This is a genomic window from Streptomyces sp. UG1, from assembly GCF_049974585.1.
In the GTDB taxonomy this organism is placed as follows: Bacteria; Actinomycetota; Actinomycetes; order Streptomycetales; family Streptomycetaceae; genus Streptomyces.
Genome location: NZ_JBNGGG010000013.1, coordinates 1 through 23,820, shown reverse-complemented (window position 1 = coordinate 23,820; position 23,820 = coordinate 1). Strand labels below are relative to the sequence as shown.

26 protein-coding genes and 1 pseudogene are annotated in these 23,820 nt (G+C 68.9%); 9 read left to right on the top strand and 18 right to left on the bottom strand.

Features of this window, described 5'->3' with window-relative positions:
- Positions 1 to 112: 112 nt before the first annotated feature.
- Positions 113 to 760 carry a Uma2 family endonuclease gene (locus ACP4J3_RS16310; protein WP_426535207.1) on the top strand — a complete coding sequence of 216 codons (648 nt, stop codon included), beginning with the start codon at positions 113 to 115 and terminating at the stop codon, positions 758 to 760.
- Positions 761 to 2,051: 1,291 nt separating this feature from the next.
- On the opposite strand, the gene ACP4J3_RS16305 is transcribed toward ACP4J3_RS16310, so the two are convergent.
- Genes ACP4J3_RS16305 through ACP4J3_RS16295 form a run of 3 tightly spaced genes read right to left on the bottom strand, consistent with a single transcriptional unit; the run spans position 2,052 to position 3,163 of the window.
- A complete protein-coding gene (locus tag ACP4J3_RS16305) occupies positions 2,052 to 2,672 on the bottom strand; it encodes a DUF1266 domain-containing protein (RefSeq protein ID WP_426534858.1) in 621 nt (206 codons plus the stop codon).
- A gap of 30 nt (positions 2,673 to 2,702) precedes the next feature.
- Positions 2,703 to 2,918: a hypothetical protein gene (locus ACP4J3_RS16300; protein WP_426534856.1), complete on the bottom strand. Its 216-nt coding sequence runs from the start codon at positions 2,916 to 2,918 to the stop codon at positions 2,703 to 2,705.
- On the bottom strand, positions 2,915 to 3,163 hold the full coding sequence (locus ACP4J3_RS16295; RefSeq protein ID WP_426534854.1) for a hypothetical protein: 249 nt from the start codon (positions 3,161 to 3,163) through the stop codon (positions 2,915 to 2,917). The genes ACP4J3_RS16300 and ACP4J3_RS16295 overlap by 4 nt, the downstream gene beginning before the upstream one ends.
- A gap of 72 nt (positions 3,164 to 3,235) precedes the next feature.
- On the opposite strand from ACP4J3_RS16295, the gene ACP4J3_RS16290 reads away from it, so the two are divergent.
- Together ACP4J3_RS16290 and ACP4J3_RS16285 are read left to right on the top strand one after the other, a co-directional pair.
- Positions 3,236 to 4,066 carry a helix-turn-helix domain-containing protein gene (locus ACP4J3_RS16290; RefSeq protein ID WP_426534852.1) on the top strand — a complete coding sequence of 277 codons (831 nt, stop codon included), beginning with the start codon at positions 3,236 to 3,238 and terminating at the stop codon, positions 4,064 to 4,066.
- A complete protein-coding gene (locus ACP4J3_RS16285) occupies positions 4,048 to 4,260 on the top strand; it encodes a DUF397 domain-containing protein (RefSeq protein WP_426534850.1) in 213 nt (70 codons plus the stop codon). The genes ACP4J3_RS16290 and ACP4J3_RS16285 overlap by 19 nt, the downstream gene beginning before the upstream one ends.
- A gap of 367 nt (positions 4,261 to 4,627) precedes the next feature.
- Here the strand turns inward: ACP4J3_RS16285 and ACP4J3_RS16280 are convergent, their stop codons facing one another.
- Genes ACP4J3_RS16280 through ACP4J3_RS16265 form a run of 4 tightly spaced genes read right to left on the bottom strand, consistent with a single transcriptional unit; the run spans position 4,628 to position 6,348 of the window.
- On the bottom strand, positions 4,628 to 4,858 hold the full coding sequence (locus ACP4J3_RS16280) for a 4-oxalocrotonate tautomerase family protein (RefSeq protein WP_361803207.1): 231 nt from the start codon (positions 4,856 to 4,858) through the stop codon (positions 4,628 to 4,630).
- A gap of 29 nt (positions 4,859 to 4,887) precedes the next feature.
- Positions 4,888 to 5,076 carry a short-chain dehydrogenase/reductase gene (locus ACP4J3_RS16275; protein WP_426534848.1) on the bottom strand — a complete coding sequence of 63 codons (189 nt, stop codon included), beginning with the start codon at positions 5,074 to 5,076 and terminating at the stop codon, positions 4,888 to 4,890.
- Entirely contained in the window at positions 5,060 to 5,524 is a 465-nt protein-coding gene (locus ACP4J3_RS16270) for an SDR family NAD(P)-dependent oxidoreductase (protein ID WP_426534846.1), read from the bottom strand. The genes ACP4J3_RS16275 and ACP4J3_RS16270 overlap by 17 nt, the downstream gene beginning before the upstream one ends.
- A gap of 41 nt (positions 5,525 to 5,565) precedes the next feature.
- A complete protein-coding gene (locus ACP4J3_RS16265) occupies positions 5,566 to 6,348 on the bottom strand; it encodes an SDR family oxidoreductase (protein ID WP_426534844.1) in 783 nt (260 codons plus the stop codon).
- Between the two features lie 158 nt (positions 6,349 to 6,506).
- Between ACP4J3_RS16265 and ACP4J3_RS16260 the strand changes: the two genes are divergently transcribed.
- A complete protein-coding gene (locus ACP4J3_RS16260; protein ID WP_426534842.1) occupies positions 6,507 to 7,412 on the top strand; it encodes a helix-turn-helix transcriptional regulator in 906 nt (301 codons plus the stop codon).
- A gap of 663 nt (positions 7,413 to 8,075) precedes the next feature.
- Positions 8,076 to 8,222: pseudogene (locus ACP4J3_RS16255) on the top strand (beta/gamma crystallin domain-containing protein); the annotation flags it as partial.
- Positions 8,223 to 8,290: 68 nt separating this feature from the next.
- Here ACP4J3_RS16255 and ACP4J3_RS16250 read toward each other — a convergent pair.
- The 6 genes from ACP4J3_RS16250 to ACP4J3_RS16225 form a co-directional block, all read right to left on the bottom strand.
- On the bottom strand, positions 8,291 to 9,145 hold the full coding sequence (locus ACP4J3_RS16250) for a DUF6879 family protein (RefSeq protein ID WP_426534840.1): 855 nt from the start codon (positions 9,143 to 9,145) through the stop codon (positions 8,291 to 8,293).
- A 139-nt stretch (positions 9,146 to 9,284) separates the two neighbouring features.
- Positions 9,285 to 10,262 (bottom strand): SCO2521 family protein, encoded by a 978-nt coding sequence (locus tag ACP4J3_RS16245; protein WP_426534838.1) that lies wholly within the window; start codon positions 10,260 to 10,262, stop codon positions 9,285 to 9,287.
- A 1-nt stretch (position 10,263) separates the two neighbouring features.
- Complete coding sequence (locus ACP4J3_RS16240; RefSeq protein WP_426534836.1) at positions 10,264 to 11,244, bottom strand: SCO2522 family protein; 981 nt, start codon at positions 11,242 to 11,244, stop codon at positions 10,264 to 10,266.
- A complete protein-coding gene (locus tag ACP4J3_RS16235; RefSeq protein ID WP_426534834.1) occupies positions 11,241 to 12,158 on the bottom strand; it encodes an SCO2523 family variant P-loop protein in 918 nt (305 codons plus the stop codon). The genes ACP4J3_RS16240 and ACP4J3_RS16235 overlap by 4 nt, the downstream gene beginning before the upstream one ends.
- Positions 12,159 to 12,161: 3 nt before the next feature.
- Positions 12,162 to 14,012: an SCO2524 family protein gene (locus tag ACP4J3_RS16230; protein ID WP_426534832.1), complete on the bottom strand. Its 1,851-nt coding sequence runs from the start codon at positions 14,010 to 14,012 to the stop codon at positions 12,162 to 12,164.
- A 105-nt stretch (positions 14,013 to 14,117) separates the two neighbouring features.
- Positions 14,118 to 14,903: an SCO2525 family SAM-dependent methyltransferase gene (locus tag ACP4J3_RS16225; RefSeq protein WP_426534830.1), complete on the bottom strand. Its 786-nt coding sequence runs from the start codon at positions 14,901 to 14,903 to the stop codon at positions 14,118 to 14,120.
- Positions 14,904 to 15,029: 126 nt separating this feature from the next.
- Between ACP4J3_RS16225 and ACP4J3_RS16220 the strand changes: the two genes are divergently transcribed.
- Together ACP4J3_RS16220 and ACP4J3_RS16215 are read left to right on the top strand one after the other, a co-directional pair.
- The gene (locus tag ACP4J3_RS16220) at positions 15,030 to 15,557 is read left to right on the top strand and encodes a GNAT family N-acetyltransferase (RefSeq protein WP_426534828.1); all 528 of its coding nucleotides are present in this window, start codon (positions 15,030 to 15,032) and stop codon (positions 15,555 to 15,557) included.
- 83 nt (positions 15,558 to 15,640) lie between these two features.
- Positions 15,641 to 17,122 carry an alpha/beta hydrolase gene (locus ACP4J3_RS16215; protein ID WP_426534826.1) on the top strand — a complete coding sequence of 494 codons (1,482 nt, stop codon included), beginning with the start codon at positions 15,641 to 15,643 and terminating at the stop codon, positions 17,120 to 17,122.
- Here ACP4J3_RS16215 and ACP4J3_RS16210 read toward each other — a convergent pair.
- On the bottom strand, positions 17,110 to 18,243 hold the full coding sequence (locus ACP4J3_RS16210; protein ID WP_426534824.1) for an abortive phage infection protein: 1,134 nt from the start codon (positions 18,241 to 18,243) through the stop codon (positions 17,110 to 17,112). The two genes, ACP4J3_RS16215 and ACP4J3_RS16210, sit on opposite strands and share 13 nt — an antisense overlap.
- A 133-nt stretch (positions 18,244 to 18,376) precedes the next feature.
- On the opposite strand from ACP4J3_RS16210, the gene bla reads away from it, so the two are divergent.
- Positions 18,377 to 19,258: a class A beta-lactamase gene (gene bla / locus ACP4J3_RS16205; protein WP_426535205.1), complete on the top strand. Its 882-nt coding sequence runs from the start codon at positions 18,377 to 18,379 to the stop codon at positions 19,256 to 19,258.
- Here bla and ACP4J3_RS16200 read toward each other — a convergent pair.
- Positions 19,251 to 19,688, bottom strand: a complete 438-nt coding sequence (locus tag ACP4J3_RS16200) for a protein-tyrosine phosphatase family protein (protein WP_426534822.1) — start codon at positions 19,686 to 19,688, stop codon at positions 19,251 to 19,253. The two genes, bla and ACP4J3_RS16200, sit on opposite strands and share 8 nt — an antisense overlap.
- A 90-nt stretch (positions 19,689 to 19,778) precedes the next feature.
- Here ACP4J3_RS16200 and ACP4J3_RS16195 point away from each other — a divergent pair, with 90 nt between their 5' ends.
- Positions 19,779 to 19,970, top strand: a complete 192-nt coding sequence (locus ACP4J3_RS16195) for a hypothetical protein (RefSeq protein WP_426534820.1) — start codon at positions 19,779 to 19,781, stop codon at positions 19,968 to 19,970.
- Between the two features lie 19 nt (positions 19,971 to 19,989).
- Here the strand turns inward: ACP4J3_RS16195 and ACP4J3_RS16190 are convergent, their stop codons facing one another.
- From ACP4J3_RS16190 to ACP4J3_RS16180, 3 genes are all read right to left on the bottom strand, one after another.
- Positions 19,990 to 20,403 carry a helix-turn-helix transcriptional regulator gene (locus ACP4J3_RS16190; protein ID WP_426535203.1) on the bottom strand — a complete coding sequence of 138 codons (414 nt, stop codon included), beginning with the start codon at positions 20,401 to 20,403 and terminating at the stop codon, positions 19,990 to 19,992.
- Positions 20,404 to 20,591: 188 nt separating this feature from the next.
- Positions 20,592 to 22,955 (bottom strand): ATP-binding cassette domain-containing protein, encoded by a 2,364-nt coding sequence (locus ACP4J3_RS16185; protein WP_426534818.1) that lies wholly within the window; start codon positions 22,953 to 22,955, stop codon positions 20,592 to 20,594.
- A 2-nt stretch (positions 22,956 to 22,957) separates the two neighbouring features.
- Entirely contained in the window at positions 22,958 to 23,368 is a 411-nt protein-coding gene (locus tag ACP4J3_RS16180; protein WP_426534816.1) for a VOC family protein, read from the bottom strand.
- Positions 23,369 to 23,820: the final 452 nt, after the last annotated feature.

The window sequence follows — 23,820 nt, the reverse complement described above, 5'->3', positions numbered from 1 at the left end:
TGGCTGTCAGCGTAGGCGTTCATCTGCTGGGAGTGGACCGCAAAGACGGTCCCGGCGCTATCGTGGGAGAGGCGACACGCTCTGTAATCAATGGAGGACCGTGGTGACCACCATGATCGAGCGCTCGATGGCCATAGACGGCCCTCCAGCGGAAGCATCGGATGCCTTCGAGGACATGCTCCGCATCGTCGAGGAACTGGACACGCCTGACGGCTACAAAGCCGAGCTCATCCGGGGGAAGATCGTCGTGTCACCATGGTCCAGGCTGCGCTACCTGCGTCCGATGCGGAGTCTGCGTGCGCAGGTGGAGGCACATGCCCCTGAAGGGCACGTCACGGAGACCTCCCCGTTTCTCTTTACGTTTCCTCAGTCGGAGCGCGGCTTCGGTCCCGATCTCTTTGTCGCTGACGAGGCCGCTTTCGACGCTGAAGGCCGGCATGCCGACGGCACCGCTCTGTCGCTCGTAGCCGAGCTGACATCGGACTCGACCAAGGACGCCGACTGGCTGGACAAGCTGGACACCTATGGGCGGGTCGTGCCGGTGTATCTCGTGCTCGACATGCAGCTCCAGGAGATCACCGGCTTCTGGGACCCGTCCTCAAGGGGCTACCGGTCCCGGCACTCCGTTCCCTTCGGAGACTCTCTGCGCGTACCCGCTCCCTTCGGCTTCGAGCTCGACACGTCGGGGTTCGTGGTTCGCTCGAAAGCCGATACCGCAGATGATGCGGGTGAGGAGAACGCGGACGCTCAGGGCGCGTAAGCCTTGGCTCGGTACGCGGCGTACCTCCTACTGAGGATCTCGCCCTTCTTCGAGGTTGGATCCAGCCCTTTCCCAGAACCCGGACATCTCCATTCCCGGGAACGGCGTACCGCAGGATCACGAGGCCGCTACGCCAGCTTGCCGCAGCAGCTCCCCGCGTTCAGTCAGTTCCGCGTTACGCCTCACAGCCCTCTTTTGGTTCATTGAGACAAAAACCCTCGCCGCAAAACTAGAGCGGCCGACGAAAGCCGCACATCAGCGGACACTTGGGAGGATGCCCTGCGACCCGGCGAATCATCGTCACTACAATCACCACGGCGCCGAAGCAGAGCGTCAACCGAACAGTGTCCAGCCTCTGACAACCGCCACGACTGCGCCGACCATCGCGATGCAGCACCACCGAGTTCCAGGTTTCGAGCGGATGCCACACGATTTTGGCACGCGCGCGGCGCCCGCTCACCATAGGTCAAGCCAGAGCCTGCTTCAGTACGATCCGAATCAGCTTCCGACACTCTGGCTTCCAGCTGGTGACGCCACCCCCCGGGCGCACGTCCCTCCTACCGGAAGATCCCCATCACGGAGGCCGCAAATTCCACGAGTACGACCACTCCGAGAATTGCACCCAAAACCCTCAGGAGTGTCGGACTGAAACCGGGTCCGGGGCTGAACGGGCCATGATTCATGGCGAATTGATGGATTCGATATGCGACGTCATGCACATTGAAAGCAATCCCGATACAGATCACGGCGAAAATTCCTGACCACGCCGCACCTAGGTAATCTCCCGCATCGCCGGAAGCGATAACGAATCCACCAGTCGACAACATTCAAATTTCCAATCGGCAACGCAACATAGGAATACTCTATCCCAGAATGTCACGAAATCGGCGATCTCTTCAAGGAAAGGTCTGCCTCCGGCCCGGACATATCTTCTCCCGTCCAGGTGAACGCCTAGTCGCCTCCGACCCGCATCAAACAGGCGGTTCTTCCCTTTCTGCCTCGGCCATAATGCTGCCGCTCCCCCAGATTCCGACGGTATTGCAAGCCTGGCGCCAGCAGCGTGGTCAAGGTGATGCTGCGGGTATCCGTGACCGAGACGGGATGGCAGCAGGCTTTGGTGTCTCTCTGGACATCGGCACCCGCAGCGGCACCATGTCCAAGACCAGCAATGGCTGGACCGGCTACCAGACCATCAGCTGAGACCACGCCCCCGCCTGGCCTCCCCCGCACCAGCGCTCCTGGGGGGAGGTCATGCGGATCTGGATCGGGCTCAGGCAACCGCGGGTCGGAGTCAGCGGCTGCGGTCAGGGTGGCTGATGGTGTCCCAGGGGGCCAGGTTCCACGGGCTGGAACGATTCTCCGGGTCCAGCAGCGCGCGCAGATGCGCGTCGGCGACCGCCTGCGCGGGCGGGAGCGACGAGTCCTCCGTCCCCCGCAGCCCCTCCCGCCACACCTGCCGCCCGAGCAGATAGTGATCGGCGTACTCCTGCCACGAGCCGTACGTCCGCGCCACCGCCGGCACGATGTTCTTCAGGGCGGTCCAGGCCTCGCCCTCGCCGATCAGCCCGCAGCCGAAGCCCCGGCGGGCGATGTCGACGTACAGCGCGGCGTCCCACGCGAGCGGCGAGACGCCCGTGAGCCGGTACGCCCGCGCCCGGTAACCACTGCGGGACAGCTCGTCGAGCCGGCCGACGAGCTGCTCACGCGAGGTGATCTCCCACTGGTCGGCCAGCCAGCGCCGGGCGCTGTCGTCGTCGATCCGCACGTACGGATACAGCGTCGTCCGCGAGGCACCTTTGTCCCGGCTCACCGGCGCGCTCAGCGACACCATCCACAGCTGGTGCGCGGTGAGCGGCACAGGGTGGCGGCGGACCGCCTTCGGGCCGCGTCTCCTCCATCTCCACAAAGCCATGCCGCCGCACCCTATGCGCCCGCCCTTACCTCAAGGAACCTCACCCCGGCTCCGTGCGTTCGCGTACGCCGTCGCCGCGCGCAGCCGCTCGGCGGGTGTGGCCGTGCGTACGGACGCCGGCTCCGCGTCCCACTCCTTGCCGCCGCCGTACGGCCTCAGCTGCACATACGGCCCCTCGTGCCCCATCACGACACCGATCCGACCCGAACGAGTGTCGACCACATAGGCGCCGACCGGTGGCTTCATCGCAACACCGCCGCGAGGCGCTGCGCGGCCTCGACGGAACAACGCCCCAATTCGACGAGCGGGCAAGGAGCCTCACGCGCAAGACTCGCCGGATCGATCCGGAGTGTCGGAAGCGTAATTCCTGCCTTCTCCAGTGCCGCCCGCAATTCCTTCACTGCTTCCTCCGCTTCTTCGACGCAGCGCGCCGAGTGTCGTGCCGTCACCTGACTCCCCTCGATTTTGGGTTTTACGCTTTCCATCTCCATGGTGACCTGCGATGTCTACACTCGGCAGGAGTCTGTGCTCTACAAGTGCGGGGCAGCGTAAGGGGGTTGGTCATGGCCAATGGTTCACGGATGGCGGCCTGGGAGTTCTTCGGAAGCGAGCTGAAGCGGCGCCGGGAGAACGCGGGGCTCACACAGGTGGAACTGGGGGCGCGGGTCTTCGTGTCCGGTGGGTATATCGGCCAGTTCGAACAGGCAATTCGAAAGCCGCAATTGGATGTCGCCCAGCGGATTGACGAGGTGCTGCAAACCGACGGTTTTTTCGAGCGGACGTGGCGGCAGCTCATCAACGACAAGCGGTACGCGGACTACTTCGCGGCGGTCGTGGAGCTGGAGCGGCTGGCGACGACGATCTGCGACTGGGAGCCTTCCGTCATCCCGGGGCTCCTCCAAACACCGGCATACACCAGGGCCCTCGTGGTGGTGACGCACCCGTTCGCGAGTGACGAGTTCATCGATGAGCGCGTCGCGGCGCGCGCCGAGCGGTGCGCGATCCTCAAGGGCGCTACAGGGCCGGAGTATTGGGCCATCGTGCACGAAACGGTGCTTCGCATGCCGGTGGGCGGACCGGAGGTCGCGGCTGAGGCACTGGAGCACATGGCAGCGCTGGCCCGCGGGCGCAAGGTGGTCTTGCAGGTGCTGCCGTTCTCGGCGGGGGCACCTGCGAACAACGGCTCGCTACGGCTCATGGAGTTCGATGACGCGCCCCCAACGGCCTATACAGAGACGTCGTTTTCGGGAAGCCTTCTGGACGACCCGGCAGTGGTGAAGCGCGCGAGCCAAGCTTACGATCTGCTCAGGGGCGCCGCGCTGTCGCCGGAGGCGTCCCTGGCCCTGATCGAGTCGGCGGCTGAGGACTTCAGACGATGGACAAGTACGACCTGAGCGGCGCGCGCTGGCGCAAGAGCAGCTACAGCAACGGCGACGGCGGCAACTGCCTCGAGGTCGCCGACGAAGTCCCCGGCCTCATCCCCGTCCGAGACTCCAAACTCGCCTCGGACAGCCCCGTACTCCTCATCCCCGCCCCGGCCTGGACGGCGTTCATCGGCGCCCTCGGGCAAGTGGACGCCGTTTCCTGACAACCTGTTCGGCTGTCGGCTCGTCTCACTCCCCGAACCGCATCACGCGGGACTGTGGAACTGACGGGAGACAGAAGACCCTTTGATGAGACCCCCCATCCGTCGCCGCGCCGGCGACCACCGTCGCGACCGCTCTGCCCGCCCGCTGGTGGAGTGTAGGTATTCGAGGGTTGCAGTAGTCGCCCGTGGGGTGAGCAGCCCCGTAGCCCGGCCCGGGGGTCGAGGAACATTGGAACCTGGCTCGGGCACCAGCCGCGAAAGTAGGTCGCGCAGTACCGCTGGGCCCGGCCGAAGGCCGCCGGGTGCGATCGGCGGCGGCCCTCGGCTCCACGTGCTGTCTTGGCCGAATGACGGCCGGTGGGTGCGGTCAGGCGTCGCTGGTGTCGGTCGGTGTCGCCTCGCCGAGCATGGCGAGGGTCAGCACGTTGCCGGCGATGCCCCAGCCGCCGTCGGCGACCTCTTCGACCAGAACCATGGTGTTGTTGCGGGCGCGCTCGCCGTAGATCTCGACGTACAGCTCTGTGGTGCGGGTGACGATCTCCTCCTTCTGCTTCGGGGTGAGGGTCTTCTCGGGGACCTTGAAGTTCGCGAAAGGCATGGCTGGTTGTTCCTTCTCTCAGTGGGGCGTTACAGGGAGCTGCCTGCGGTGGGCAGGCTGTCCGGTCCGATGCGGCGGAAGAAGTCGACGTGGACGCGGTCGGCGACCGCGGAGACGACTTCGCTGCCGTCTCGGCTGGGGTCTATGTGGATGCGCAGCGGTCGAGTGCCGTGCTCCATCGCGACCAGGCGCGCGACGGCTTCAGCGACCTCGGTCACGTCGGCGTCCGGCGGGATGAGCGCGGCCAGGCGCTTGCCCGGATCGTCCATCAGGGGTCGGTGACGCTGATCGTAGGCTTCGGCACAATCGCGGTCCGCGGGGGTGCCGGATGGCCAGGGCGTCCATCGCGGCTTTGGCGGCGAAGTACGGGGCCAGGAACGGGGGGCAGCCGCCGCGGGTGCTGGAGCTGCCGATCCACACCAGCAGTCCCGAGCCCTGCTCACGCAACTTCGGCAGGGCGGCGCGGTTGACGCGCTGGGTACCCAGGACGTTCACGTCGTACAGGTCCGCGGAGTCCTGGGAGGTGACGTCCAGCTCGACGGCCTGTACGTCGACCTGGTGGTCGGTGCCGTAGCGCATCAGGTCGGCCACCGCGGTCGACAGCGCCCCGATTCCGCTGGAGGCCCCGGTGACCAGGACGACCATCCCGGTGTCGTCGTTCCTCATGACAGGGTCTTTCGTTGATCGATGGGGTGACTGCGGGCGGTTCAGATGATTCCGCCGTTGGCGCGGACGACCTGTCCGTTGATCCAGTGGCCGGCCGGGGAGGCCAGGAACGCGACGACCTCGGCGATGTCGGCCGGGGTACCGAGTCGCTCCAGCGGGGGCTGGGCGGCCAGGCGGGCGATGGTCTCCTCGTCCTTGCCGTCCAGGAACAGGTCGGTGGCCGTGGGGCCGGGCGCGACGGCGTTGGCGGTGACGTCCCGGCCCCGCAACTCCCGGGCCAGGATCGGCGTCAGCGCCTCGACCGCGCCCTTGCTGGCGGAGTACGCGCCGTAGTTCGGGAAGGCCAGCCCCACCACGGACGTGGAGAACGTCACGATCGCACCGCCGGGGCGCACCCGACGGGCGGCTTGCTGGACGACGACGAAGGTGCCGCGAATGTTGGTGCGGTGCAGGTCGTCCAGGACGGCCAGGTCCAGCTCGGCGATCGGCGCCATGTGTGCCCGCCCGGCCGCGTGCACTACGACGTCGACACCGCCGAACTCCGCCTCGGCCGCGTCGAACAGCGCCGCGACGGCGTGTTCGTCGGCGACGTCGGCGCGGATCGCGATCGCCTGGACGCCGCCGGTGACGGCCTCCTTTACCGCGGCTTCAGCCTCGTCCTGGTTGCCGACGTAGCCGACCACGACGGCGTACCCGTCGGCGGCCAGCCGGCCGACGGTCCGGCGGCCGATGCCGCGCGAGCCGCCGGTGACGATCGCGACACGGGGTGAGGCGGAGGGCTGGGCCGGGGCAGCGAGCCCGTCGAGGGAAGTGGGGATAGGCATTACTGACTCCTGTGGTGAATGCGGGTCGGGCCACGGTCTCGCCGTCGCCCTGCTGCGTCCTTGACGATCGGCCGGTCCCCCGCCCCCAGCCAGGGCTGCGTTTACCCAGGGGATGCCGCCCCCTGGCTACGGCTCGGCGCGCGAGCGACCATGAAGGGGTGAACCTTCCAGAACTCGGCGCCTTCCTCAGGACACGCCGCGACCGCATCCGCCCCGCCGAGGTCGGTCTCCCCCAAGGCCCGCGCCGGCGCGTCCCCGGGCTGCGCCGCGAGGAAGTCGCCCAGCTGGCAGGGCTGTCAGCCGACTACTACACCGAGTTGGAACGCGGCAGCGCAAAGAACGGCGTGCAGCCCTCGGCCCAGACCCTGGCCGCCGTCGCCCGAGCCCTGCGCCTGAACGGCGACGAGCGCGACCACTTGTTCCACCTGGCCGAACGGCCGATACCCCCGTCGGCACACGGACCGTCGGCACATGTGCAGCCCGCGCTTCTCGGACTGTTGGACCGGCTGTCCAACACCCCCGCGCGCGTCATCACCGACCTGCACGAAACCCTGGTGGAGAACGACCTGGCTCGGAACCTGCTCGGCACGTCCCCGGCATACCGCGGCCCGACGGCGAGCTTCGTGTACCGCTGGTTCACCGACCCGCACGCGCGCGACAGGTACCCGCCCGAGGATCACCCGCACCACTCCCGGGTGTTCGTGGCCGACCTCCAGGCAGCGGCTGCCCGCCGCGGCCGGGACGCGGAGGTCACGAAGATGATCGCCGTGCTACGCCGCCGTAGCCGGGAGTTCGCAGCCCTCTGGGACACCCACGACGTCGCGGTGCGCCGCATGGACCACAAGAAGATCGTCCACCCCACGCTCGGCGTCATCGAACTCGACTGCTACAACCTGCTCAGCGAGGACGGACGCCAACGCCTGCTGTGGTTCACCGCGCCGCCCGGAAGCCGGGGAGCCGAGCAGCTGGAACTGCTGTCCGTCATAGGAACCCAGGACCTGAGCATCACCGAGGGCACGGCACCGGAGGGGTTGTCCGCGGCCGAATCCGGATCGCAGCGCTGATCCGCGCCGCAGAGGGAGGGATGTCTTCCCGGCAAGGCTTGCGGCCTCGTCCAGACGGCCGTCGGTCCGGGCCGCAACGAACGCCTCATTGATCGAACGAGGTGAAAGGCGCCCCACCCGCTCAGTCACCCACGGCGCCGGATGCCGGCCCGGTGAAAAGGCGGGCCGGATCTCCTCGCTCCACTCGCCCAGGACGTCGACCACCCAGTCCATCTCCGGCGCCAGCAGTACCGACCGGCGTTTGGGCGGAGCCCCCTTGGACGACTTGCCGTACCGGACCGTCATGCTTCCGAAGCGGTCGAACTCCGGCGCCGAGCGGATGCAGCACCGAGTTGCCCTCATGGAAGACCTCCTGAGGTGCCTCGCCGAACCGCTCCAGGCACAACTCCACCCAGCCGTACCGTGTACGAGCCGTGGAAAGCTGGATCGGCTTCGGCCCGCTCCGCAGATCAGCAATGAACGCCTCACCGTCCGCCGGCGTCCACTGCCACGGATACAGCCCCGTGAATTCGCCCATCCGCTCGACCAGTCACAGTCGCGATCCGATCGTGTCCTTCTGCAGGACCCGAGCCGCCTGCTGCCTCGCCCACCCCTCACGCATCGCCGAGAACAATCGATGTATCTGGTCTTCGCGAGCAGGCCCCCGCTTCGAGTGACCTCGCAATGCAATTCATCCTGTTTCAGGCCATCAACCGGGTGCACCCTCGCACGTACGGCGAGTTCCTCTCCTTCGAGACCGACGGTCCCGATTCCTGCTTCGCCAACGCCGGCACCATGAACGTCGCCATTTCCGGCGTGAGCTGGGTGAACACCGGCAACAACGGAGCCGGCCCGAGTCCCACAGCGGACAGGGTTCACAAGATCGAGCAGATCACCATTTACTGGGCCGGCGTGACCGTCGGGACCGGCTCCGGCTGCCGCCCCGACTCCGCCCACAGTTCGGTGAACTGGCTGACCCGGTCCTCGACATGCTCCGGCTCGGCCCGCAGCCAGGTCCCGTCGGGGTTGGCCTGGAGATCCGGCTTGGTCTCGTAGCACAGCTCGCCGTCGAAGATGATGAAGTCGTTCACCGTGGGGTTGGACTCCATCAGCGACCGGACCGCTATGCGCGCCTCGATACCGCGCCTGCGGTGGCTCTCGCACAGTGCCCTCAGCTCCGGAGTGACCTCCTGCGGATCCGCCACGACGAACAGGCGCCGGATCTCCACGCCCCGCCGCCTGATCGCCTTCTCCTGCGCGGCGAGGTACCGCTCGGCGGGTCCGCTGGTCCAGAACTCGCGGTCCACCGAGGTGCTGGTGGCGTCGAGGGTCATCTTGACGCAGTCGGTGATGTCGATCAGCCACTCGTGGTTCTCGCCGGGGCAGTCCGCGCTGCCGCTGCCGAGCCCTTCCATCGTCTTGGCGAGGCGGCCCAGCTCCTTCTCGGCGAAGGCCTGCACGATGTCGCCGCCCTTCTCACCCACCTTGGTGTAGCCGAGGACCAGCCGGGTCACCTCGTCGGAGCGCAGTACGGAACCGTCGACCTGGCTGAACAGCTCCGTCGCGGCGATGATCTCGGCGAAGCGCCGGTCGACCTTCTCGAAGCGCTCGCCGAAGTCCACCAGGTACTGCACGATCAGCACCGCGCAGCCGAGGACGATGGACATCGTCCACTCCCACAGGTTGTCGTCCTCCTGGTTCAGCAGACCGCTCAGGACGAAGGTCGCGGCGCCGGCCAGGCCCGCCACCGCCACTCTCAGCAGGACCTTCGGCCTGCGGGGGTGATGAGTCCGGGCCCCGGCTCCTCCGTTGTTGTTTCCCGCTCCTAATGACGCTCCGCTCATGTCTCATCCCCCGTCGGGTATCCGGTTCGTCCGGTTCGGGTGCCGCCCCTCAGCGCGCGTCGCTGAGCGCCTGCTGCGGCGTCGTCGCCACGGCCTGGAGGGCCAGTCGGTCTCTGATGCGCCGGCTCAGGTTCTCCCACTGCCGGGAGAAGCCGGGTTTGTCTTCCAGCACGTCCCACAGGTGCCCCAGCGCGGGGTCCACGTGCGCGCGTGGCATCCACAGGTGCAGCAGATGTACGACGACCGGGTGCAGCGCCTCGATGACGGAAGGCCCGTCCGCCGCGCCGAGCCTGCTGTTGTCCAGCATGTGCTGAACGGTCGTCAAAAGCCAGTCGTGCAGGGCGAGATCCTCGCAGAGGCCCGCCGCCGCTGCGGCCGGGATGTGCTCCGGCAGCCGTAGCTCCATGGTGCGCAGGCCGCCTTCGGCCAGCGTGAAGTTCACCAGCGCCGCCCGCTCGCCGTCAAAAGTGCGCCGCGCGACCCAACGCAGCCTGGTGGGGCTGGACTTGAAGGGCACCCGGCGATCCAGCAGCGCATGGCGGCGCAGCCCGGCCAGCAGGCCCTCGGCGATCATCCCCAGGTCCAGCTCACCACGCCGTGCCCCGCGCAGCACGCCTTCTGCCGTGGCCTGCTGGGGCAGCTTGCCGAAGGGCTCCACCAGGCCGGGGCGTACGAGGTACTGGCCCCAGGGGCGGCGCATGTCGGGTCCGGCGGCGGGGAGGCTGAAGTACGCCGTCGACTGCAGCAGCCGGCCCTCGGTCAGCGCCGCGCGCGCGGCCACCGTACCGACGGCCCTGACCTTGGAGCCGTTGGAGGCGGGCAGCCGGCAGTCCACTCCGGTCAGGATCTCGGGGGACAGGGCGTGCAGGGAGGGCCGTTCGGAGACCCGGACGGGTTCGTCGACGCGCAGTCTGAGCAGTTGGGCGGCGGCGCGGGCGTCCAGCGCCTGGAAGGACGGCAGCAGACAGGTGCGCACCTCGCCGCAGGCGAGGACCGAACGCGCCGGCTGTCCGTGGGCCGCCGTCATCTCAGGTCTCCTCGGCCTCGGAGGAGTCCGCGGGCTCCTCGTAGAAGACGTAGGTGGCGCGCTGTGCGACGGCCGCGGGCACCGGCATCCCCTCGCCCGCGGACCGCTCGGCGACCTGCTTGAGGGCGCCGGCGTCGACGTCTATCTGGTCGAGGATGAGGCGTACGGCGTCCTCGACGGCGATGAAGCGGTTCGGCACCAGGCTGCAGGTGCGGTACGCGCTGAAGGCGGCCTTGGTGTCGGTGAGCTTGATCAGCGGTGGCAGCCGGTCCCATTCGTGCGGGAAGTCCCCGCCGTCCCACTCCTTCGGCACCAGCACGGGCTCGCCGAGGTGCCGTAACAGGCCGAGCCTGGCCAGTTGCCATACGGCGGCCAGGAACGGGCAGGACCACAGGCGCCGTCCGTCCTTCTCGGACCACAGCTCCACGTCCATGAAGACGGAGTGGTTGCGGGCGGCCGTCTCCTGGGGCGGCTCCCAGCCCTTGACCTCGCCGAGGGCGCTGCGGGACGTCGAGGGGGTGCGCTGGCCGTTGGCGAGCCAGCCGGTCTGGCTGACGGGCGGGCGGGAGCCGTAGCTGCCCGGTGGCGGTGACTCGACCAGCCGGTGCATGACGGATTCCGCGAGTTCGACGCGGTCGGCGACCGCGCAGCCCGACTCGCGGGCCAGGTAGTCGATGACCAGGCCCGCCTTCTCCGCCTCCTTGAGGACCATCGGGATCAGCTCGGCGGGGGTGGAGAAGCGGGTGAAGTAGTCGTCGACGAGGAAGCAGGTGCTGATGCGGGGGCGCTTGCTGCGGCGGGCCGCCGAGGCGCTCGCGGCGTCCACCCAGGGCCGTACCTCCGCGAAGTGCTCGCCCAGCTTCTTGGGGCCCGCCTCGAAGTCCTCCATGTAGAGGTGGCCGAGTTCGAGCGAGAGATGGGCCAGCGGCACGGACTGGGTGCGCGGCTGAGCGGTGGTCTCCTGGAACACGGCTTCGCTCACGCCTGCTCCCAGTACTTGTCGTCGGTGAGCCGCGCGGCGAGCTGGCTCAGCGCCTGCCAGGTCTCCTGGTTGGCGATCTGGCTGTCCAGCACGTCCTCGTCGGTGATGAGCTGTTCCCGCCACTGCAGGACCGGTTCGAGCGGTACGGAGCCGAGGACCTGGCTGAAGCCGATGCCCTGGGTGGAGGCGAGCTGCTTGAGGTCGCCGTCGGTCTTGCGCATCCACGCCGACTGGGTGGGCGAGACCTGCGACCACAGCGGCGATTCGGGGTCGGGTACGGCGGCCCGTACGAAACGGATCGCGGCCCGCAGCTCCTCCGCGTCATGGCCGCGTTCGGCTCCGCCGGCGACGATGCCGCGCTTGCCGAAGACCAGGCTCGCGGCGGCGGCGACATGCTGGCGGGTCCAGCGGTGGAAGACCAGCCAGCGGGCCGTGACCTCGCGCATCTCGGGCCGTGCGGTGGCCTCCAGGACCATGTCGACGGCGTAGGAGCGGCCGGCGCTGAGGTCGACGACGACCAGGTCGAACTCGTAGTAGAGCGTCATCAGCAGGTCGACGCAGCGGCGCAGGTTGTCGCCGCTGATGGCGAACTCGCCGCCGCTGACGTCGCCGGGCATCAGCACCAGCCGGCCGCTGCCGGGCGGCGGGAAGCGCAGCACCTGGTGCTCGGTCTCGGACCAGACGTCGATCCGGGCCGGTTCGCTGACCTCGCCTATCAGATACGCGTGCAGTCCGCGGTCCTCGGTCTCCTGGCGGGCGTCGGCCACGTCGAAGACGGCCGCCGCGGTGGGTGAGCCGAAGTCGAAGTCCAGGTAGCAGACGTCGTCCCCGGCCATCGCCCGGTGGTAGGCGAGGTTGGCGCTCGTGACGGAGCGGCCGGTGCCCCCTTTGTCGGAGGCGGCGAAGATCAGCACGGTTCACACTCCCCGGTCCGCGGCTTCGCGGGCGCGGGCGAGCGAGTCGAGCTGTCCCAGCACGTCGAGCGTCAACGCGTAGGCCGTACCCGGCTGGTCGTCCACGAGGCTGCGGGCGCGGCGCAACTTGACCTCGATGTTTCTGAGCTGCATCCCGTGCCGGCCGTCGCCGGAGGGCGCGGGTTCCATCTGTTCGTTGCCCAGCAGGTGCGCGGACTCGCTGAGCAACGCCCGGGCCAGCTCGGTGAGTTCGAGGCTGCGGATCGGTGGCTGGCGGTACATGTCGTGGGCCTGGACCATCACCTCGGTGACCCGCTCGGTGATGCTCCACGACACCGGGACGCGCCGCTTGTGGATCTCCGCCTCGGGGTAGGCGGCGTGGACGTTGTCCCACAGTCCGACGCCCTCGCCGTCGCGGATGCGCCGGCGCCACATGTGGTCGAAGATGTCCTCGGCCAGTCTGAGCAGCCGGTCGTGCGAGGCGAGGTTGCGCGAGAGGGTGCACAGCTGGACGGTGCGCTTCAGCAGCTGCGCGGAGAAGTCGGTCATGGCCCAGGTCATGGGCGGGCCGAGCTGCTCGCTGCCCTGCAGCGGCAGGGCGACACCGACGTTGTGGAGCTGGTGCACCATCGGGTCGTCCTGAGTCATGCGGCTGGTGATACGGCCGCGCTCGGCGAGGCGCTCCATGATGCCGACGGTGCGGGTCAGGTCGTCGTCGGTGGCCCGGCGGCGCATCAGGTCGTGCACGAGGATGGCGGCGACGGAGAGGGAGAAGTACTCGGACTCCAGCCGCTGTCCCGTCGTACGCCAGGGGATGTCCTCCAGGGGCCAGCGGTCGTCGTCGAAGCGGGCGATGCGCGACCAGTACTGCTGGGTCAGCTCCCACCGCAGCCGCAGCGCCTCGGCGAGCCTTTGCTGTTCGGTGTTGAGCAGGCCGAGGGTGAGGGTGCGGTCGGAGAACAGGTCCTGGATACCGTCGAGGGCGACCACCGTGAAGTACAGATACGGCACGTCCTTGGCGATGCCGTCGGGCTGCGGCCCGATGGGTTCGCTGGTCTCGACCTCGGGGGAGCCCTGCACCGCGCTCCACGCCCAGCCGCACTCGAAGAGCTGGCTCTCGTCCTTGAGGCCTTCCTGGACGTCGATGCCGAGGAAGACGCTCTCGACCAGGGCCGCGCGCAGCGCGCGGAAGCGGTCCTGGAACTTGTTCAGGACCTGCCGCTGCGACATCCGTCCCTGGCCGAGGAGTTCGGTGAGGGTACGGCCCTGGGGGGCGTCGGTGTCGAAGACGTTGACGACGAAGGAGCGCAGCAGGCTCACCATGGCGGCGGTGAGCCGGTTGCTGGTGGCCTGGCGCAGTTCGGCGATGGTCTCCTGGACGTCGGAGCGCCGGGTCCGGGTCTCGTAGACCTTGAGGAAGCCGAGGGTGGCCAGGCACAGGGTGATCGACATGGAGAAGGAGTCGACCACGCCGACCTGGCGTTGTTCCTCGGTCAGCTCCTTGGTCTTGTCGGCCGAGCCGAAGTAGTAGCCCCCGGCGAAGGTGGGCCGCTTGTCGTCGCCGGTGTGCGTCCGCATGAACTCGGCCGCGACCTCGACGAGGTTGACCGGGAGGTCCAGCCGCCCGCCCGCCTTCTTCAGTGCCTGCTGGACGTCCTCCTGGGTGGTGTCGGGGTCGTCGAGCCGGAACGCGGGGATCTCGGTTGCCGGGTACAGCAGGCAGAGCAGCCGCTCGGCGTCGGCCACACTGCTCCTTCCGCCCCATTCGCCCCACTCCCACTCTCCCCCGTCGAAAGAGTGGCGGGCGACTCCCTGCCAGATGTCCAGCAGATGCTGGCGTGGCTTGATCTGCATCCCATGCCCCTCACACAGGCCGCACTGCCATCAGTCGAGGAATATCCCTCTTCTGTTGTGAAGATTCACTGTCTCATTGATTCACTGATTCAGTGATTCGGTGATTCACTGTGAAAACGCCGAAGTGCCGCGCCAGCCGTAGGCGACGATCATTCCGGAATATCCGTCGCGCACTTCGGCCTCGGATTCGAGTCGCTGCACCTTGAGGTCACCCACGAACACCTCAAGGCTCGCGCGGACCTCCGATTCTCCCACGTCACACGCCGGGAAGAAATGCTCACCCGCGTGATAACCCTTCGAATGTTCCATGAAGGCCGCGGCGAAGGGCGCCCCCGGGGCCAGGGCGCGCATGAAACGCTCGACGCCGAGCCGGAACTCCTGGTGGGACGTGGTCATCGACTCGGCGACGAAGAACATGGTCCCCATGGACCACCGCCCCTCGTACCGCGCGAGGTCGAAGAGGTCGCCCTGTTCGACGGAGACGACCTTGCCGAACCTCTCCCGCGGGTCCATGCCAAGGGAGTTGTAGGCGTCGTGCTCGCACAGGGCGTCCCAGAACTGGTCCCAGTTGCGGTCGTAGGAGTCGACCTGGCCCCTGAGGTAGTCGACGTTCGAGGGTGAGCGCTCGAAGAGGGTGATCTCCTCGCACCACGGCAGCATGGCGAGTGCGGGATAGAGATTGGCACCGGCGCCGACATCGATACCGGAAACGGGGCCGCCGCCCTGCTTCTGGAAATGATCGCCGAAATGATCCCGCACCATGTGCAGGATCTCCGCGTCCTCTGCCTGCAAGTCGCGGTAGTTGTTGTCAACGTAGGCGATCGGGTCGAACGCCGCCCAGCTCACCTCTGCGTTCTTCAACTGGACGCCCCCCGACGATCTCTGGGTCATTCTGTCACGGTACCAAAGAAGGAAGGCGCACTGGGAGCGCGTCGAGGCAAAAGCGACTCGCACTCTTGAACCGCCGGATCGCCCTGCTCAAGATGGGCCTCCATTCCATCACATAGGGGGCAGTTGATGGCTGTGCCGGAGGAACGTTTCCCCGTTCTGGGTGGCCGCTCCGACCAGGCGTTCTTCGCCGACAGCGGCGATCGCCCGCTGACGATGAGGGGCGTCACGGACGCGGACCTGCCCGAGCTGCTCCGCGTGGACAGGGAGGTCTTCCCGGACGACCCGTACCCGTACTTCGTGCTGCGCCAGCACCTCGACGTGCACGGCGACCGGGTCCTCGTCCTCGACGACGGCGAGTGCCTGCACGGCTATGTCCTCTTCGTGACCACCTCGGACGGCTATGTGTGCTGGGTGCTGAGCCTGGCCGTCAGCGCCGACCGGCGGGGGCGGGGGCTGGGCAAGCGGCTGATGCTGGAGGTGCTGCGGGAGCTGCGCAGGGAGCGGGTCCACGAGGTGCGGCTGACCGTCGAGCCGGAGAACGCCGCGGCGATCATGCTGTACCGGTCCCTGGGGTTCGCCGCCGAGGGAGGTGTGCGCCGGAACTACCTCGGCCCCGGGGAGGACCGGCTCATCATGGTGCTGGGGCTGACCTAGTGGTTCGTATGGGGGTAATCCCCAGGGGAGATACGGGAGTTGCCCGGATGTGACACAGCGTCACCATCCGTCAGGCTGCTTGCATGAATCAGATCACGAAGAGTGCCGCCCTGATCGCCGCCGCCTCCGGAGTCGTCTTCGGAGTCGTCACCCCGCTCACCGCGTCCGCCGCCGGCGCGCCCGCGCCGCTGAAGTGGACCAAGTGCGAGGGTGACGGGCTCGATCCGCGCCAGCAGTGCACGACCGTGTCCGTGCCGATGGACTACGCCGACCCCGGCGGTCCGAGGATCGACCTCGCCGTCTCCCGGATACTCAGCGAGAAGCCGTCGGCGCGGCGGGGGGCGTTGCTGATCATCGCCGGAGGCCCCGGCGGGGACAGTCTCGCCGAGCCCTCGGACAAGGGGCAGCGGCTGCCCAAGAAGGTGCGGGACGCCTATGACCTGATCGGGTTCGCGCCGCGCGGCAACGCGCCCTCCGCGCCGGTCAGTTGCGACGTCGAGCACCAGGACCTCTCCCGCACAGCACTGCGCCCCTGGCCGGCCCCGGACGGCTCCGTCACCGAGAACATGGCCACCGCCCGGCGCATCTCGGATGCCTGTGCGCGCAACGGCGGTGAGCTGATGAAACACATCAGCACCAAGAACAACGCCCGCGACATCGACAGCATCCGGGCAGCGCTCGGGGAGCGCAAGCTGTCCGCCTGGGGCGACTCGTACGGCACCTACGTCGGCAGCACGTTCGCCGAGCTGTTCCCGCACCGCACCGACCGGATCGTGCTGGACAGCAACGACAACCCCGACCCCGTGCGGGCGGAGCGCGCCTGGCTCGAGGCGTTCGAGGCGGGCGTTGAGGACAACTTCCCCGAGTTCGCCAAGTGGGCGTCCAGGTCCGGCAATCCGGACCGCGTCGCAGACACGCCGGCCGAGGTGCGCTCGGCGTTCCTGCGCCTCGCCGCCCGCCTGGACCGCGAGCCGCTCCCCTGGCCCGGAGCCAACCCGGCGGAGCTGAACGGCAACGTGCTGCGCCAGACGATGCTGGACAGCCTGTACGACCCCGAGGACTACCCGGTGCTCGCGAAGCTGATCCTCGCCGCCGAGAAGGGCACACTGCCGCCCGCGCCGCAGAGCCCGCCGGAGGCGGCGGTGCAGAACTACACCGCGGTCGGCGCCGCCACCATCTGCAACGACGCCGCCTGGCCCAGGTCTGCCGCGGTGTACGAGAAGGGCGTCGCCGAGAGCCGGGCCAAGTATCCGCTGACCGCCGGCATGCCGAGGAACGCGATGGTGTGCGCCGCGTGGCCGTGGCAGCCGAGCGAGGCGCCGCCCCGGGTGACCGACCGTGGGCCGTCCAACATCCTGATGGTGCAGAACGAGCGGGACGTGGCCACGCCACTGAGCGGCGCCCTGAAGATGCGCGAGGCCCTCGGCAGGCGTGCCGTCATGGTCACCGTGAACTCCACGGGGCATGGCGCCTATCTGGAGAACGGCAACGCGTGCGGGGATGCGGTGGTTTCCCGGTTCCTGGCGACCGGGAAGCGACCCGCCCGGGACCTCTACTGCGACTGACCGCACCTGCGGTACTGCCGGGCCAGCGCGTGGAACGCCTCCTTCGGCTCCCAGTGCCAGTCCGACGCCGGGTCGTCCGGGCGGTCCTTGATCGGCTTGGTGATGGCGTAGCTCGCCAGGTCCAGGTCGTAGCGGGGGCTGTCGGGGCGGTGCGGGGCGTCCGGGGTGACGAACTCGAAGGCCATCGCCGCGTAGAGGCCCATCGACTCGAAGACCCCCAGGAGATCGGTCAGGTAGGCGGCCTGGGTGCGCTCGCTGCGCACCGGGTCGCCCTTGATCTCGTTGGGCTCCTTCGTGTAGTCGACGATGTTCCAGCCCATGCCGGCCGTCGCGGGGGCGCCGACGTAGGCGCAGGTGCCGAACTCGGTGATGGCCAGGGGCTTGCCCCAGCGCTGGTAGCGGCGCAGGTCGCGGACGTAGTCGCGGTGATGGCGGGAGTAGGAGTAGTAGTCGATGCCGATGACGTCGAAGAGGGTCCAGTCGACCGGTTCGAACTCCTCGTCCTGGGCGGCGGCGTAGCTCAGCTTGCCGTGGAAGACGTCGCGGCCGACCGCCGCCGCCTTCGCGGTGAAGCGGGCCAGGCGGCGCTGCATCCTCGCCATGTCGACCGTGCCCATCAGGAGGTTCTCGACGCGTTCCAGCACCGTCTCGCCCGGGACGATCCCCGGCACGAACAGCCAGAACTCGCAGCCCACGCTGAAGTCGACGCTCGCGCCCTGCCGGCGCAGCCGCTCCGCGAACCGGCCGCACTCGGCGATCGAGTCCAGGATCTCCCGCTCCGGCACGTCTCCGAGGGTCGGCTGGAGCCAGACGTGCAGCCCGCGTTCGGCGGCCTCGGCGGCGGTGGCGGTGAGGCGGTCGACGCCGTCGCCGGTGACGTCGACTGTGTCGGCGTGCAGCTCGTCGCGGATGACGCGGATGTCCCGGCGCATCCGGGCGGCGCTCCACGCGGTGCCGGGCGTCTCGCCCGCGCCGACGGTGTAGACGACGCCCCGGTGCCGCAGCCCTCGCCCTGTCCCGGTCGCCCCTGCCTGCCCCGCGGGCAGCACCGCCCCCGCCAGTCCGACGGCCGCCGCCCCCGCGAGAAATCGTGCCCGGCTGATCCCCTTGGTGTTCTCCATACGGCCACTGTGGCGAGGGCGTGCGCACCGCGCTGTCGGCCGATGGTCTACGGCGCTGCAACCAAGGAATGACGTACGGCGTCGATCACTGCAGAGATCGTCACCACCCGTCAGACGAAATCCACCAGACGAAATCCGAGCGAAGGAGTCCGAGATCTTAGGCCGACGCACCCTGCTCACCGCAGGCACCGCCACCGCCGCCGCGCTTCTCACCGGCGCCCCCGCCCACGCCACCACCGACCGCCTCCGTGAACTGGAGCGGCAGCACGGCGCACGTCTGGGCGTGTTCGCGTACAACGTCCGGACGAAGAAGACCGTCACCCACCGTGCCGACGAGCGCTTCCCGATCTGCTCGCTGTTCAAGCCCCTGGCCGCCGCGGCCGTCCTGCGCGACCTGGACCGGAACGGCGAGGTGCTCGCCAAGCGGATCCACTACACGGCGGACGACCTGGTGGCCTACTCCCCGAAGACCGAGAAGAATCTGGCGACCGGCATGACCGTCGGCGAACTCGCCGACGCGGCCATCCGGTTCAGCGACAACACGGCGGGCAACCTCCTGCTGCGCGAACTCGGCGGCCCCACCGCCATCACCCGCTTCGCCCGCTCGATCGGCGACCCGGTGACCCGCCTCGACCGCTGGGAGACCGAGCTGAACTCGGCGGAGCCGTGGCGCGTCACGGACACCACCAGCCCGCGCGCGATCGGCCGCAGCTACGCCCGCCTGGTCCTCGGCAACACCCTGAACCGCCCCGACCGCGAGCTGCTGACCCACTGGCTGCTCAACAACACCACCAGCGTCAACCGCTTCCGCGCGGCGCTGCCCCCGACCTGGGCGATCGCCGACAAGACCGGCGGCGGCTCCTACGGCGCCAACAACGACGTGGGCATCGCCTGGACCGAGGACGGCACCCCGCTCGTCCTGGCGGTCCAGACGACACGGCCCGAGCAGGACGCCGAGTACGACCACGCCCTGATCGTGAAGGCCACCGAGTTCCTGGCTCAGACGCTCACCTGAAGCGCCGCACGTACCCGCGCTGCCACGGTGTCTCCACGGCGTGCCGGTCGTAGTTCCGCCGTACGAAGTCCACGGCGTCCTCGGCCGGCACGCCGTCCAGCACCGCCAGACACGCCAGCGCGGTTCCCGTACGCCCCCGGCCGCCGCCGCACGCGATCTCCACGCGTTCGGCGGCGGCCCGCTGCCATGCCTCGGCGAGGGCGGCGCGGGCGGCCTCGCGGTCGGCCGGGAGGCGGAAGTCGGGCCAGCGGATCCAGTGGGAGGCCCAGGGGACCTCCGGGGGCGGCTTGCCCAGGAGGTAGACGCCGTACGACGGGGTCCGCGCCCCCGGTTCGAGGGGGCGGCGCAGGCCGCGGCCCCGGATCAGGCGCCCGGAGGGGAGTCTGAGGATCCCCGCATCGCTCTCGTTCCACTGCTCGTCGCTGTCCACGGCCCCATTCGAAACGAGTCGGGCGGGCCGGGCAACCGTTTCCGCGGTTTCCCCGGCATCGGCGGTCTGGAGGGCGAGGGAGGGTGCTTGATGCAGGCCGAACACGAGGCCCAGTTCCAAGGGTTCGTCAGAGCGCGGTGGTCCCGTCTGGTGCGGACCGCGCATCTCCTCACCGGCGACTCCAACACGCCCGGCGACGGCATGTACGTCTCGCCACGCGTCAGACGCCGGAGCGGATCCGTCACGGTCTCCTACGGCGACTACCGGCGGACCCTGCCGTAGCCCGGCCCATGGGTCGTGCCTACCGCTGTGGCTCGGTGGCCGGCACCGCTCCGTTGACCGCGGCCGCCAGGCTGAACGGCGCCGGGCGGTTCCTGAGCGGTCTGGTCACCTGTTTCGCCACACACGACGGCATCCCTTCCGTCGTGTCCGCCTCCTGGCGCCGGTAGGCACTCGGCGACATGCCGACCAGCTCCGTGAACCGGGTGCTGAAGGTGCCCAGCGAGGAACAGCCCACCGTGAAGCACACCTCGGTGACGCTGAGGTCGCCCCGGCGCAGCAGCGCCATCGCGCGCTCGATGCGCCGTGTCATGAGGTAGCCGTACGGCGACTCGCCGTAGGCGGCCCGGAACTCGCGGCTGAGGTGCCCGGCCGACATGTGCACGCCCCGGGCGAGCGCCTCGACGTCCAGCGGCTGCGCGTACTCCCGGTCCATCCGGTCACGGACCCGGCGCAGCGCGACGAGCGTGCGCAGGCGCTGTTCCTCGGGCGTCGACTGGCTGGACCGGCTGGACGGCACACCCGCATCTTCCCCAAGCCCCTCCCACCTCGTCCACTCCCGCGTCTGGCGGGAGCGGGACGAGAGCAGGGCCATCACCGGTGCGGAGGCGAGACACATCGCCGTCAGCCGCCGACGTAGGCCGCGAGGTGCTCACCGGTGAGGGTGGAGCGCTCGGCGACGAGGTCGGCGGGGGTGCCCTCGAACACGATCCGGCCGCCGTCGTGACCGGCGCCGGGCCCGAGGTCGATGATCCAGTCGGCGTGCGCCATGACGGCCTGGTGGTGCTCGATGACGATGACCGACTTGCCGGAGTCGACCAGCCGGTCCAGCAGGCCGAGAAGCTGCTCGACGTCGGCGAGGTGGAGGCCGGTGGTCGGCTCGTCGAGGACGTAGACGCCGCCCTTGCCGGCCATGTGCACGGCCAGTTTCAGCCGCTGGCGCTCACCGCCGGACAGCGTGGTCAGCGGCTGGCCGAGGGTGAGGTAGCCGAGTCCGACGTCCGCCATCCGCTCGATGATCTTGTGCGCGGCCGGGATGCGCGCCTCGCCCGCGCGGAAGAACTCCTCCGCCTCGGCCACCGACATCGCCAGCACCTCGCTGATGTCCCGTCCGCCGAGGTGGTACTCGAGGACCGACGCGTCGAACCGCTTGCCCTCGCAGTCCTCGCAGGTGGTGGCGACGCTCTGCATGATCGCCAGATCGGTGTAGATGACCCCGGCGCCGTTGCAGGTGGGGCAGGCGCCCTCGGAGTTGGGGCTGAACAGGGCCGGCTTGACGCCGTTGGCCTTGGCGAACGCCTTGCGGATCGGCTCGAGCAGTCCGGTGTACGTCGCCGGGTTGCTGCGCCGCGAGCCGCGGATCGGGGTCTGGTCGACCGAGATGACGCCTTCCGGCGCCGGGATGGAGCCGTGGATGAGCGAGCTCTTGCCGGAGCCGGCGACGCCGGTGACGACGCAGAGCACGCCGAGCGGGATGTCGACGTCGACGCTCTGGAGGTTGTTGGCGGTGGCGCCGCGGATCTCCAATTGCCCGGTCGCCTTGCGGACGGTGTCCTTGAGCGCGGCCCGGTCGTCGAGGTGGCGTCCGGTGACGGTGTCGCTCGCCCGCAGCCCGTCGAGGCTGCCCTCGAAGCAGACGGTGCCGCCCGCGGTGCCCGCGCCGGGGCCGAGGTCCACCACATGGTCGGCGATGGCGATCGTCTCCGGCTTGTGCTCCACCACGAGCACGGTGTTGCCCTTGTCGCGCAGCCGCAGCAGCAGGTTGTTCATGCGCTGGATGTCGTGCGGGTGCAGACCGATGGTGGGCTCGTCGAAGACGTACGTCACATCCGTGAGCGAGGAACCGAGGTGGCGGATCATCTTGGTGCGCTGCGCCTCACCGCCGGAGAGCGTGCCGGAGGCCCGGTCGAGGGAGAGATAGCCGAGTCCGATCTCCACGAACGAGTCGAGGGAGTGCTGGAGCTTGGCGAGCAGCGGCGCGACCGACGGCTCGTCGAGCGCGCGGACCCATTCGGCCAGGTCGCGGATCTCCATCTCGCAGGCGTCGGCGATGTTGATCTTGCCGATCTTCGAGGAGCGGGCCAGCTCGCTGAGCCGGGTGCCGTCGCAGTCGGGACATTCGGCGAAGGTGACCGCGCGGTCCACGAAGGCCCGGATGTGCGGCTGCATCGACTCGCGGTCCTTGGAAAGGAAGGTCTTCTGCAGCTTGGGGATCAGTCCCTCGTAGGTGAGGTTGACCCCGTTGATCTTCACCTTGGTGGGCTCGCGATAGAGGAAGTCGTGCCGCTCCTTCTTGCTGTACTCCCGGATCGGCTTGTCCTTGTCGAAGAACCCGGACTCGGCGATGACCCGCACGACCCACCCGTCCCCCGTGTAGGTGGGGATGGTGAACGGATCCTCGGACAGCGACTTCGAGTCGTCGAAGAGCTGGGCCAGGTCGATGTCGGAGACCCGCCCCCGCCCCTCGCAGTGCGTGCACATGCCACCGGTGCGGCTGAAGGTGACCTTCTCGGTCTTGGTCTTGTCGGCACCGCGGTCCACGGTCAGGCCGCCGCTCGCGGAGACCGAGGCGACGTTGAAGGAGTACGCGGCGGGCGGGCCGATGTGCGGCTCGCCGAGCCGGCTGAAGAGGATGCGCAGCATCGCGTTGGCGTCGGTTGCGGTGCCGACGGTGGAGCGCGGGTCGGAGCCCATGCGCTGCTGGTCGACGGTGATCGCGGTGGTCAGGCCGTCCAGTACGTCGACCTCGGGCCGCGCGAGATTGGGCATGAAGCCCTGCAGGAACGCGCTGTAGGTCTCGTTGATCAGCCGCTGCGACTCGGCGGCGATGGTGTCGAAGACGAGCGAGCTCTTGCCGGAACCCGATACACCGGTGAACACGGTCAGCCGGCGTTTCGGGATCTCTATGCTGACGTCCTTGAGGTTGTTCTCCCGGGCGCCGTGCACACGGATCAGGTCGTGGCTGTCGGCGATGTGCGACTCGGTCATCGTCAGCCCCGCTCCTGGATCCGGACCATGTTGCCCGCGGGGTCGCGGAAGGCGCAGTCGCGGATGCCGTACGGCTGGTCGGTGGGCTCCTGGACCACCTCTGCGCCGCTGGCCTGCACCTTCTCGAAGGTGTCGTCGACATTGCCGGTGGCCAGCAGGATCCAGCCGTAGGTGCCCTTGGCCATCATCTCGGCGATGACGCGACGCTCGTCGTCGGTGATGCCGGGGTCGGCGGCGGGCGGCGCGAGCAGGATGGACGTGCCCGGCTGGCCGACGGGGCCGACCGTGATCCAGCGCATCTTGCCCTGCCCGACGTCGGTACGGACCTCGAAGCCGAGGGCGTCGCGGTAGAAGGCCAGGCAGGCGTCCGGGTCGTCGTGCGGAAGAAAACTGGCGTGAATGCTGATGTCCATGCCCGTCACGCTAGCCGCGGCCGCCCTGCGGCGCTTCTCGATTCCTGACCCGACCTCCATGCCTTATTCCGTCCCGCCGCCCTCTGGACTCCCGCTCCTCAAACGCCGGAGGGACTGACTCACCAACCCGTCCGGCGTTTGACGACAAGGCCCCTTAAGCTCCGAAGCGGGGGGCTGGGGACGGCAGCCTTCGTACACGTACTTCCTGCGCCAGGCCGGTTCACCGAACCCTGAGGTGAACCGGGCGTTCTTGGCCCCCACCCCGAGCAGGCCGAGCCAGGCGCTGAGGAGGACGGCCCGCGTCATGCCGGCTCCCCGCAGCCGGCGCCATTCGTTCTCCCGCCGGGCCTCGGTGAGCCGGCGGCACTGCTCGACGGCGACTCCGGTGACATCGATGTCGTCCTCAGACGGTCCCTCGACGGCGGCTGTACCTGGGGGCCGGTGACGGTGGT